Here is an 11,594-nt window from a genome sequence, read left to right as displayed (position 1 = left end):
GGTGCGATCACCACGCTAACAAGCGGTTAACCATGTTTCCGCTAGCCTCCGGGGCGTTGCTGTATTTACAGGTTGATGTGTTTTGAGGTTCCGGAAGACAAATCAGGCGGCAAGGCCCGGTCGCTGGGTCGCGCGTGCGTTCTGGCACGCGGCGGTCATGTCTTGCCTGGCTTTGCCCCTCATGTTGACGGCATTCGCCTCTGCGCAAGCCGAAACGCGCACGCTGAAACTCTACTACATTCATACCAAGGAACGCGCCGAGATCACATTCAAGAAGGACGGGCGCTATATCCAGAGCGGGCTTAACAAGCTGAACCGCTTCCTGCGCGACTGGCGTCGCAACGAACCGACGAAGATGGACCCCCAGATCTTCGACATCATCTGGGAAGCCTATCAGATGTCAGGCGCAAGGGATTATATCCACGTCGTCTCGGCCTACCGTTCGCCGGCGACAAACGAGATGCTGCGCCGGACCCGCGGCGGTCAGGCCAAGAAAAGCCAGCACATGGTCGGCAAGGCGATGGATTTCTATATCCCCGGCGTCAAGCTCTCCAAGCTGCGCGAGATCGGCTTCAAGCTTCAGGGCGGCGGCGTCGGATACTATCCGAAATCCGGTTCTCCTTTCGTGCATTTCGATACCGGCAGCGTCCGCGCATGGCCGCGCATGAGCCGTTCGGAGCTCACCCGTGTATTCCCCAAGGGTGGAACCTTGCACCTGCCGCCCGACGGCAAGCCCCTGCCCGGCTACAATCAGGCGCTCGCCGCCTACAAGGAACGCAAACGCAAGGGCCAGGCCACGGCAATCGTTTCGGGCGGCCGTAGCGGTGGAGGCGGCGGCGGATTGCTGGCCGGCCTTTTCGGCGGCGGCGGAAACGACGACCGTGATGCCGCTCCGGCAGCTCCCGCACCGCGCCGCGCGACACCACAGCCCAGCGCTCCCGCACCGGTTCGCGAAACACCCGGAAGCCTCATGGCGGCGTTGGTCCCCCGCGAAATGCCCCTGCCGCAATTTGCTCCGCGACCCGAGCCCGCCATTCCGCTCGCCGCAGCCGAAACCGCGGTCGAAAGGCTCGCCGAGGCGCCCGCCGCACCGGTTCCCCCGGCCAACGTCCCGACGGCGACGGCACTCGTCCAGCCGGACGCCGCCCCGTCGGTTCCGACACCGCGTCCTCGCCCGGGCGTGCAGGTCGCCAGCCTGCAACGCGAACCCGCCTCCACGCGCCGCTCCGCCGCCGATATCGAGGCTGCGCTGAACGGCGCAACCAACGCGCGTGCATCTGCCGACGAGGTGGAGGAATTAATCAACTCGGCGCGCAAGGCCGATCTCGACCTCGCGGCGCTCGATATACCGCTTCCCGCCTCCGCGCCGCGCCCGGAACGGCTTGCGGGGCCGAAAATCGAGGTCGCCGCGCTTCCCGTACCGCAAAGCCCGCAACGCGCCTCCGTCGAAGCCGTCACGCCAGGCGAACAGGCTGTTCCCGTGCCGGGAGCGCGCGCAAGCACCGAGGCCAGACCCGCTCCCGTCTACGACACAGGTGTCGAGACGACCCTGAAAGCGCCGCGTCCCAGCCTTCACACCGCTTCCACGCAGAACGCAGCCGCCTCCCGGCTCGTACCGGCGGACCAGATCGACCCAGCGCGCTATGGAACCTGGACGACGGCGCAACTCTCGGTCACCGATCACGGTCGCCTGACGGAACGCCCGGCCTTCATCCAGAACGCGCTGCGCGAAGCGCCGACGACGGTCTACACGAAAGGCTTTTCCAGAACCGCCGCCCCCGATCCGCGCCGCTTCTCTGGCAACGCGGTCACCTTCCTCGCCGTGGCGAAATTCCAGGGCGGCAAGGGTGGCGACGGCCAGCCACTGACGCTGAAGATCCCCGCCACCAACTGATCCGGGCTCAGCCCTTTTTCGCTGTATCGATATCCGCCAGCGGCCCGACCGGCTCGGCCTCCGCCACCGCGGATGAGACATTTCGTCTGCTCGCTGCCGCCTTCGTTTTGCGCCGTGCGATGCGGCCGGCGCGATAGCGCACTTTCAGCCACCACATCCCCTCCTCCACATTGCCGATCTCGGCGGCATAGGCCTCCGAGAGCGCAGCGCGGTAGGACGAGTAATTTTCCATCGCAATCGCCTCGACCCGGTGCATCACCGCCATCCATGCGGGAGAGAACAGGAGCGTAATCGCCGTGACGGCAATGGACAGGCGGTAAATATCCGCTCCGAGCGCCCCGGCAGCAAACCCGGCAGCCGCGAGAACGAAGGAGAATTCGCCGATCTGGGCCATGGACAGGCCGCCGACAAGCGCGGTCTCCCGGTCGAATCCGGCGATGCGAAGAAGGAAGATGTTCAGGATGGTCTTGACCGCAACCACGAAGAGGGCGGCCGCGAGCACCACGCCGAGATGATCGCGGATGTAGTCGAGGTCGATCAGCAGCCCGATGGACAGGAAGAAGACGACCAGCAGCACGCTCTGGATCGGCTCGATCACAGGGATGACCTTGTTGCGCAGCGTCGAGTTTCCGATCACGAGGCCGGCGACGAACGCGCCATAAGCGGGTGACAGGCCGACCACGCCGGACAGCGCCGCCGCGCCGAAACAGACGGCGAGCGAGCCGAGCGCCAGCAGTTCGACATTATCCGCGACTTCGTCAGTGAAGGGTATCTTGAGCTTCGCGCTCCGTCCGAGCCACCAGAGCAGGACGCCGAGCAGGCCGACGGCAACCGCGATCTTGATCACCAACTCGCCCGCATTCGCGCCCGCCCCGCCGAAGGACGAGACCAGGATCAACATCGGCACCACGGCGATATCCTGGGCGATCAGCACGCCGACGGTAATCCGCCCCGGCAAGCGGCGCAGCGCGCCCGTATCCTCGAGCATCTTCATCGCGACGACTGTGCTGGACAAGGCGATGATGAAACCGAGAATAACGGCCTCGGCCACCGTCGATCCGACCAGCCATGCGATGCCGGCGCCGATCGCGAGCGCAGCTAGCAACTGTCCGGCAGCAACGATGACAGCCGGCTTGAGGGTCGCGACAAAAGCCTTCAGCGACAGTTCGGTGCCGATGAAAAACAGGAGGACGAGAACCCCCATCTCGGCGAGGAGGGAAACGTTTTCGTTGGAGCCGATCAGGCCGAAGCCCGTCGGCCCCATGATGACGCCGGCAAGAATGAAGCCGACCAGCGGCGGCTGGCGCAGGCGCATCAGCCCCAGGCCGGCCAGGACCGCAATCACGATCACACTCGCGATATCGACGAGCGGAACGGCGTGATGGACCTCTTCCAGCGTGTTTTCCATGACGGAGAACCCTAGGCCGTTTCAGCGGCAAAGGGAATCGCTTCCGTCATTTCACCGAAACGGTGACTAATCCTCGTCGGGCGCGGGAACCATGCCGAGAGCATGCAGGTAAAGATCGAGCACGGCTTCCTGCTCCATGCGCTCGTTCTGGTCCTGCTTGCGGATCGTGACGACCTTGCGCAGCACCTTGGTGTCGAAACCCGTGCCCTTGGCCTCCGCGTAGACATCCTTGATGTCATCGGCGATGGATTTCTTTTCCTCTTCGAGGCGTTCGATACGCTCGATGAAGGCACGCAATTGATCACGGGCGACGCCGTTCACGTCGGACATTGGCAGGCTCCTGACCTTTGGGAAAAACTGGCCCACCGATGCCGCATCGCGACGATGCGGTCAACCGTTCCGATACGCCATTCACAGGTCGCTTGAACCTTTCGGATCAGGCGACCGATGAAATGTCAGCCTTGCCGGCGGCCGTCGAAAATGTGCTCGAGCTTGCGCGAAAGCAGCCACGCAACAGGAAGCGCCAGAACCGCACCAGCGATTGCGGCATACCCGATATATTGCGCTGAGAACATGTCGGCGCTGAGAAGCGCGATCACGATGATTCCCATCAGCGTCGGCGCTGTCAGCAGATAAGCGGCGAGAAGGAGAGCGAACATAAAAAACTCCCTGTGTCATATTCCACAGGGGGAATGTCTGCGCGTTCGGGCAAGCCCGCTTTGCGCTAAGTCAATCCGGTCCGCTATATTTTCCGGCCTTTATCGCGGCAGGGTGGTCGATCCCATCAGGAACTCGTCGATCGAACGGGCGGCCTGCCGGCCTTCCCGAATCGCCCAGACGACAAGCGACTGACCGCGCCGGGCATCGCCGGCGGCGAAGAACTTGTCGACCGTGGTCTTGTAGTCCCGGTCGTCCGCATGCACCGACGTACCGCCGCGTCGATCGACATCGATCTTGAGACCGTCGCCAAGCTCGGCCAGGACGCCGTCCTCCAGCGGACCGGAAAAGCCGATGGCGATGAAGGCCAGATCGGCGCGAATGAAGAATTCGGTGCCAGCCACCGGCTTGCGCGATTCATCGACCTCGCAGCACTTCACATGGGTGAGCTGTCCGTTTTCACCGACGAATTCGAGCGTCGCCACCTGGAATTCGCGCTGGGCGCCCTCTGCCTGGCTGGACGAGGTGCGCATCTTCGTCGCCCAATAGGGCCACACAGCGAGCTTGTCTTCCTTCTCCGGCGGCTGCGGGCGGATATCGAGCTGCGTCACCCTCACCGCGCCCTGGCGGAAAGCGGTTCCGACACAGTCCGACGCGGTGTCGCCACCGCCGACGACAACGACATGCTTGCCGCTCGCAAGGATCGGATCCGAGTTCCACGCGACCGATGAAATGCTCTCATGCGCGACGCGCTTGTTCTGCTGCACGAGATAGTTCATCGCCGGGTGGATACCGGCGAGTTCATTGGTTGGAATGCCCGCTTCGCGCGGCTTTTCCGAACCGCCGCAATAAAGCACCGCGTCGAATTCCGCGTCCAGTTCCGCGACCGTCTTGTCGACCCCGACATTGACGTTGACATGGAAGGAAACGCCTTCGCCCTCCATCTGCTTCACGCGGGCATCGATGTAGTGCTTTTCCATCTTGAAATCGGGAATGCCGTAACGCATCAGCCCGCCCAGCGCGCTCTCGCGCTCAAAGACATGCACTTCATGGCCGGCGCGACCGAGCTGTTGGGCACCGGCGAGGCCGGCAGGGCCGGAGCCGATGACGGCGACCTTGCGGCCGGTTTTGTGGACCGGAGGCTGTGGCGCGACATAGCCGTTCTCATACGCCTTGTCGGCAATCGCCTGTTCCACGGTCTTGATGGCGACGGGAATATCCTCGAGATTCAGCGTGCAGGCTTCCTCGCAGGGTGCGGGACATATGCGACCGGTGATCTCGGGGAAATTGTTGGTGGAGTGCAGATTCCGGATCGCGGAATCCCAGTCGCCATTATAGACGAGGTCGTTCCAGTCCGGGATCTGGTTGTTGACCGGACAGCCCGTCGGTCCGTGGCAGAACGGAATGCCGCAATCCATGCAGCGCGCAGCCTGCTTGGCCACTTCGCCGTCTTCGAGCGGAATGGTGAATTCCTTGAAATGACGTATGCGATCGGACGCCGGCTGGTATTTCGGCGTATGCCGGTCGATCTCGAGAAAACCCGTTACCTTGCCCATATTCTGTCCAGGACCTATTCGATGACGACCGCAGTGCCCGATGCCGAAACCATCAGCATCGAACCGCTACCGGCCGCGATGTTTTCATAATCGAGGTCGACGCCGATGACGGCATTGCCGCCGACACGGCGGGCTTCGTCCTCCATTTCGGAAAGCGCGATTCCACGCGCCTCGCGCAGCGATTTCTCGTAGGCGCCGGAGCGCCCGCCGACAATATCCCGGATTCCGGCGAAGAAATCCCGGAAGATATTGGCGCCGAGAATGGCCTCGCCGGTCACCACACCCCGGTAGTCGGTGATCCGCTTGCCTTCAATCGTATTGGTCGTCGAGATGATCATCGCCACTACTCCGCCGCCACGTTCATCCGCATGCGCTCCATTTCCTCGAGCGCGCGCCGATATTCGACCGGCATAACTTTGCGGAATTTCGGACGGAAGCTTTCCCAGTTCTCCAGGATATGCGCCGCCCGTGCGGACCCGGTCAGCAGCCGGTGGTTGGAGATCAGTTGCAGCAAACGTTCCTCGTCGTGGCGGGTCATGTCGCCGGACACGTCGACGCGGCCCTTGTGCATCAGATCGCCGCCGTGATGGTGCAGCTTCTCGAGGATATCGTCCTCTTCGGGAACCGGTTCCAGCTCCACCATCGCCATGTTGCAGCGCGTCTCGAAGGTTTCGTCCTCGTCCAGCACATAGGCGACGCCGCCCGACATGCCAGCCGCGAAGTTCCGGCCCGTCTGGCCGAGCACGACGACGACGCCACCGGTCATGTATTCGCAGCCATGGTCGCCCACGCCTTCGACGACCGCCGCCGCGCCGGAGTTGCGCACCGCGAAACGTTCGCCCGCGACGCCCCGGAAATAGGCTTCACCCTGGATGGCGCCATAGAGCACCGTGTTGCCGACAATGATCGATTCTTCCGGCATGATTCCCGTGTTTTCGGGCGGGCGCACGATCAACCGACCGCCGCACAGACCCTTGCCGACATAGTCGTTGCCATCACCGATCAGGTCGAAGGTGATGCCGTTGGCGAGAAACGCGCCGAAGGACTGCCCCGCCGTGCCGTGCAGTTCGACATGGATGGTCTCGTCCGGGAGCCCCTTGTGACCGTATCGCCTGGCAAGTTCGCCGGAAAGCATGGCGCCCGCCGACCGGTCCGTGTTGTGGATCGGCGTTTCGATGCGAACGGCTTGCTTCGTTTCGAGCGCAGGCATGGCCTCCGCGATAAGCTTGCGGTCGAGAATGTCATCGATGGGATGCTTCTGGCGCTCGGTCCAGTAAATCTCGTGCTTCTCGGCTTCGGGTTTATGGAACACGCGGGTGAAATCGAGCCCCCGCGCCTTCCAGTGTTCGATCAGCGCTTCCTGTCCGAGGAGGCCGGTTTCGCCGATGATGTCGTCGAGCTTCGTGTAACCCAGGGCTGCAAGCAGGCCCCGCACTTCCTCGGCAACATAGAAGAAGTAGTTGATGACGTGTTCCGGCGTACCCTTGAAGCGCTTGCGCAAGACAGGGTCCTGCGTCGCCACGCCCACCGGGCAGGTGTTGAGGTGACACTTGCGCATCATGATGCAGCCCGCCGCGATCAACGGAGCAGTCGAGAAACCGAACTCGTCGGCGCCGAGCAGCGCACCGATCACCACGTCGCGGCCGGTACGAAGCCCGCCATCGACCTGCAATGCCACGCGGCTGCGCAGGCCGTTGAGGACAAGCGTCTGGTGGGTTTCCGAAAGGCCCATTTCCCAGGGCGAACCGGCGTGCTTCAGCGAGGTCAGCGGAGACGCGCCGGTCCCGCCATCATAGCCGGAAATCGTGATGTGATCGGCGCGCGCCTTCGCGACACCGGCCGCAACCGTGCCGACCCCGACTTCCGACACCAGCTTGACCGAGATGTCGGCTGCCGAGTTGACGTTCTTCAGATCGTAGATGAGCTGAGCAAGATCCTCGATCGAATAGATATCATGGTGCGGCGGCGGCGAGATCAGGCCGACGCCGGGCGTCGAATGCCGGGTCTTGGCGATGGTCGCGTCCACCTTGTGGCCGGGCAACTGACCGCCTTCGCCGGGCTTGGCGCCCTGGGCGACCTTGATCTGGATCATGTCCGAATTGACGAGATATTCTGTCGTCACGCCGAACCGGCCGGAAGCGACCTGCTTGATCGCCGAACGCTCCGGATTCGCGGTCCCGTCGGGAAGCGGATGGAAGCGATCCGGCTCCTCGCCGCCCTCGCCGGTATTCGACTTGCCGCCGATCCGGTTCATGGCGCGCGCCAGCGTGGTGTGCGCCTCACGGCTGATCGAGCCGAAGCTCATCGCCCCGGTCGAGAACCGCTTGACGATCTCGGATGCCGGTTCGACATCCTCGATGGCGACCGGTGCGCGGCCCATCTCCTCGGCCATCTTGATATGGAACAGGCCCCGGATCGATTTTGCATTTCGCGCCTCGGCATCGACCTGGGCCGAGAATTCACGGAACTTCTCCGGCAGGTTCTGGCGCACCGAGTGTTGCAGCGTGGCGACGGCGTCCGGAGTCCAGACATGCTCTTCACCGCGCACGCGGTACATGTACTCGCCGCCCACCTCCAGCGCATTGATCAGCACCGGATCGTTGGAAAACGCCGAGCGGTGACGGCGCACCGTTTCCTCGGCGACCTCGGCAAGACCGATGCCCTCGATGGTCGTGGCGGTGCCGGTGAAATACTTGCCGACCAGTTCGCTCGAAAGGCCCACGGCATCGAAAATCTGCGCGCCGCAATAGGACTGATAGGTCGAGATGCCCATCTTGGACATCACCTTCAGGATGCCTTTGCCGATCGACTTGATGTAGCGGTGAACCACTTCGTAGCGGTCGACCTCCGGCGGAAACTCGCCCTTGGAATGCATGTCGAGCAGCGTATCGAAGGCGAGATAGGGGTTGATCGCTTCCGCGCCGTATCCGGCGAGGCAGCAGAAATGATGCACTTCGCGCGGTTCGCCCGATTCCACCACGAGACCGACCGACGTGCGGAGGCCCTTCCGGATCAGGTGGTGATGCACGGCCGCGGTCGCCAGCAGCGCCGGGATCGCGATGCGGTCCGCGCCGATCTGGCGGTCGGACAAAACGATGATGTTATAGCCGCCATGCACGGCCTGTTCGGCACGTCGGCACAGCCGCTCGACCGCCACGGCCATGCCGTCTGCGCTCTCGTCGCTGTCATAAGTCGTGTCGAGCGTCTTCGTGTCGAAGAGCTCCTCGGTGTGACCGATGGAGCGGATCTTTTCGAGATCCCCATTGGTCAGGATCGGCTGGCGCACTTCGAGCCGCTTGCGCCGCGACAGTCCCTCCAGATCGAAGATGTTCGGACGCGGACCGATGAACGAGACGAGGCTCATCACCAGTTCCTCGCGGATCGGATCGATCGGCGGGTTCGTGACCTGCGCGAAGTTCTGCTTGAAATAGGTGTAGAGCAGCTTCGACTTGTTCGACATCGCCGAAATCGGCGTATCGGTCCCCATCGAGCCGATCGCTTCCTGGCCGGTCGTCGCCATCGGCGCCATCAGGATGCGCGTGTCTTCCTGGGAATAGCCGAAGGCCTGCTGGCGATCGAGCAGGCTGACATCCTCGCGCAGGGCGCGTGGCGCAACAGGCTTCAGTTCCTCGAGGATAAGCTGGGTGTTTTCCAGCCATTTCCTGTAGGGCAGCATCTCCGCCATCTGCCGCTTGATTTCCTCGTCGGAAACGATGCGGCCCTCTTCCATGTCGATCAGCAGCATCCTGCCGGGCTGCAGCCGCCACTTGGTCACGACCTTTTCTTCCGGCACGGTGATCACGCCGGCTTCGGACGCCATGATGACGAGGTCGTCGTCGGTGACGATGTAGCGCGCCGGACGCAGGCCGTTGCGGTCGAGCGTGGCGCCGATCTGGCGGCCGTCGGTAAAGGCAACCGCCGCCGGGCCGTCCCACGGCTCCATCAGCGCGGCATGGTATTCGTAGAAGGCCTTGCGCTTCTCATCCATCAACTGGTTGCCGGCCCACGCTTCCGGGATCAGCATCATGACCGCATGCGCGAGCGAATAACCGCCCTGGAACAGGAACTCGAGCGCATTGTCGAAACAGGCGGTGTCCGACTGGCCTTCGTATGAAATCGGCCACAACTTGCCGATCTCGTCGCCGAACAGTTCGGATTTCACAGACGCCTGGCGCGCGGCCATCCAGTTCACGTTGCCGCGCAACGTGTTGATCTCGCCATTATGCGCGACCATCCGGTAGGGATGCGACAGCTTCCAGGACGGGAAGGTGTTGGTCGAGAAGCGCTGATGGACAAGCGCCAGCGCCGAAACGAAACGCTCGTCGAGCAGGTCCTTGTAATAGGCGCCGACCTGGTAGGCCAGGAACATGCCCTTGTAGACGATGGTGCGCGAAGACAGCGACGCCGGATAAAAGCCGTTGTCGCGGCCTTCGGTCTCCGAATGGATACGGCTCGAAATCACCTTGCGCAGGATGAACAGCCGGCGCTCGAATTCGTCGCCGGCCTCCAGGCCCTCGGCCTTCGCGATAAAGACCTGACGGTGCACCGGTTCGGTCGCGACGATGTCGGGCGCCTTGGAAAGCGAGGAATTGTCGACCGGCACATCGCGGAAGCCGATCAGCGTCTGCCCTTCGGCGGCGACCACTTCCGTGATGATGTTTTCGATATGCGCGCGCAGATCATCTTCCTGCGGAAGGAAAAAATGTCCGACCGCATAGTCGCCGACGGGCGGCAACTCCACGCCCTTCGCCGCCCATTCTTCGCGGAACAGCGCGTCCGGAATCTGCACCAGCATACCGGCGCCGTCGCCCATCAGCGGATCGGCGCCCACTGCGCCGCGATGGGTGAGATTTTCCAGCATGGCGAGACCGCTGGAAACGATGGAGTGCGATTTCTCGCCCTTCATATGCGCGATGAAGCCGACACCGCAGGCGTCATGTTCCTTGCGCGGATCGTAAAGCCCCTGTGCTGCCGGAAGGCCGTATGCGGTCTTTGGCGACGTACCGGCTTTCGGTCCTGCCGCACTGCCCGGTCCGGCGGGTTCGGATCCAGTGATCCTCTTCATCGCTCAATCCTCCGTCTCTGCGCACCTGGCGCGGTTGTCGGTCCTGTCTAGCATTTCGGGCGCGCCCTGCCATCCTCCCGGTAAGGCGGCGCTCCGATCCCTCGCCGGTTTGCGCCGGTGGGATCGGATAGCCGCTCGTCAGGATCGGATCGGCGCCCTGCGCTTGCAGACGCGTATATGGATCAAACGGAATTATCCATGCCGTTAGATCCGAAATGCAAAATAGGACAGCAATGCTGTCTTATTCTTATGGCAGATAGCGAAAATTTTCTCAAGATGCAAATGCAAAAAAATCCCGCGCCAATTGGTCGAATATGTCCCAAAAGGCATGAATCCGATTACATCCTTTCGCAGCGAGGGCGTCACTCCCAGTAATTGGCCATGATTTCCCGCGCCCATTCGGGTTCGCGAAATTCGCCGCGCGGGCGGTAGCCAGACCAGACCGGCTTGATGTCGAGCACCGGTGTTCCGTCGACCGCATCCAGCGCTTCCACCTCGATCTCCAGACCGTTCACGCCGAGCAGCCGGCAGATACTGACCCCGATCCGGTTGATCCTCATGCGGCCGTGCTGGGCGTAAATGCCGACGACCGGCCAGTCGGCCCTGCCGCGCGGGTGTCGTGCTCCGGCCTCCGACGGTTCGTCCGCATCGATATGAAAGTGGAACACCACCTCTATATGGGAATGCGCATCGAGCCCGTTCAGCGCATCCGGAGCCAGCAGATCGTCGCGCAGAACGATGGTCGCACGATTGTTGCCCCAATAGTCCTTGGTGGCTTCCACGCGTCCACCTCTGACCCGTCCGATCGGCGTCATCGCAATGTCTTCGAACGATTTGCTCATTCCGCTCCTCCCCTAAACCGCGCTCACGACCGGTACGGTCGTCATGATCACATGTACCCGAATGCGACAGCGATCAGCCTAGCAGTCGGCGATTGCTTCGTCGCCCCGATCGCATCCGGGTTTTCGCGCCCCGCCGCCGGCGGCTGCTTTTCCCATTTCGAAAAGATCCCCA

Annotated in this window: 8 protein-coding genes; 1 reads left to right on the top strand and 7 read right to left on the bottom strand. The window is 62.8% G+C overall.

The features are described 5' to 3' along the window. Positions 1–181: 181 nt before the first annotated feature. Positions 182–1,894 (top strand): DUF882 domain-containing protein, encoded by a 1,713-nt coding sequence (locus ACQK2M_RS06840; protein WP_425417177.1) that lies wholly within the window; start codon positions 182–184, stop codon positions 1,892–1,894. A gap of 7 nt (positions 1,895–1,901) precedes the next feature. Here ACQK2M_RS06840 and ACQK2M_RS06835 read toward each other — a convergent pair whose 3' ends face one another. From ACQK2M_RS06835 to ACQK2M_RS06805, 7 genes are all read right to left on the bottom strand, one after another. Beyond that, the gene (locus ACQK2M_RS06835) at positions 1,902–3,302 is read right to left on the bottom strand and encodes a cation:proton antiporter (RefSeq protein ID WP_223476060.1); all 1,401 of its coding nucleotides are present in this window, start codon (positions 3,300–3,302) and stop codon (positions 1,902–1,904) included. A 66-nt stretch (positions 3,303–3,368) separates the two neighbouring features. Next, a complete protein-coding gene (locus tag ACQK2M_RS06830) occupies positions 3,369–3,632 on the bottom strand; it encodes a DUF2312 domain-containing protein (RefSeq protein WP_425417176.1) in 264 nt (87 codons plus the stop codon). Positions 3,633–3,757: 125 nt separating this feature from the next. Then, positions 3,758–3,961 carry a hypothetical protein gene (locus ACQK2M_RS06825; protein ID WP_223476062.1) on the bottom strand — a complete coding sequence of 68 codons (204 nt, stop codon included), beginning with the start codon at positions 3,959–3,961 and terminating at the stop codon, positions 3,758–3,760. A gap of 99 nt (positions 3,962–4,060) precedes the next feature. Next, complete coding sequence (locus tag ACQK2M_RS06820) at positions 4,061–5,515, bottom strand: glutamate synthase subunit beta (RefSeq protein ID WP_425417175.1); 1,455 nt, start codon at positions 5,513–5,515, stop codon at positions 4,061–4,063. A gap of 14 nt (positions 5,516–5,529) precedes the next feature. Further along, positions 5,530–5,853 carry a heavy metal-binding domain-containing protein gene (locus ACQK2M_RS06815; RefSeq protein WP_223476064.1) on the bottom strand — a complete coding sequence of 108 codons (324 nt, stop codon included), beginning with the start codon at positions 5,851–5,853 and terminating at the stop codon, positions 5,530–5,532. A gap of 5 nt (positions 5,854–5,858) precedes the next feature. Beyond that, the gene (gene gltB, locus ACQK2M_RS06810; RefSeq protein WP_425417174.1) at positions 5,859–10,580 is read right to left on the bottom strand and encodes a glutamate synthase large subunit; all 4,722 of its coding nucleotides are present in this window, start codon (positions 10,578–10,580) and stop codon (positions 5,859–5,861) included. A 362-nt stretch (positions 10,581–10,942) separates the two neighbouring features. Continuing rightward, positions 10,943–11,422, bottom strand: a complete 480-nt coding sequence (locus ACQK2M_RS06805; RefSeq protein WP_425417173.1) for an SAM-dependent methyltransferase — start codon at positions 11,420–11,422, stop codon at positions 10,943–10,945. Positions 11,423–11,594: the final 172 nt, after the last annotated feature.

The organism is Oricola indica (assembly GCF_965227485.1).
GTDB lineage: Bacteria > Pseudomonadota > Alphaproteobacteria > Rhizobiales > Rhizobiaceae > Oricola > Oricola indica.
The sequence above is the reverse complement of the archived record's forward strand: the minus strand, read 5'-3'. Positions and strand labels throughout refer to the sequence as shown.

Bases quoted from the DNA above. Each gene is read 5' to 3' on its own strand.
- gltB (WP_425417174.1), bottom strand. From the start codon at position 10,580: ATGAAGAGGATCACTGGATCCGAACCCGCCGGACCGGGCAGTGCGGCA.
- ACQK2M_RS06820 (WP_425417175.1), bottom strand. From the start codon at position 5,515: ATGGGCAAGGTAACGGGTTTTCTCGAGATCGACCGGCATACGCCGAAA.
- ACQK2M_RS06840 (WP_425417177.1), top strand. From the start codon at position 182: ATGTTGACGGCATTCGCCTCTGCGCAAGCCGAAACGCGCACGCTGAAA.
- ACQK2M_RS06825 (WP_223476062.1), bottom strand. From the start codon at position 3,961: ATGTTCGCTCTCCTTCTCGCCGCTTATCTGCTGACAGCGCCGACGCTG.
- ACQK2M_RS06835 (WP_223476060.1), bottom strand. From the start codon at position 3,302: ATGGAAAACACGCTGGAAGAGGTCCATCACGCCGTTCCGCTCGTCGAT.
- ACQK2M_RS06830 (WP_425417176.1), bottom strand. From the start codon at position 3,632: ATGTCCGACGTGAACGGCGTCGCCCGTGATCAATTGCGTGCCTTCATC.
- ACQK2M_RS06805 (WP_425417173.1), bottom strand. From the start codon at position 11,422: ATGAGCAAATCGTTCGAAGACATTGCGATGACGCCGATCGGACGGGTC.
- ACQK2M_RS06815 (WP_223476064.1), bottom strand. From the start codon at position 5,853: ATGATCATCTCGACGACCAATACGATTGAAGGCAAGCGGATCACCGAC.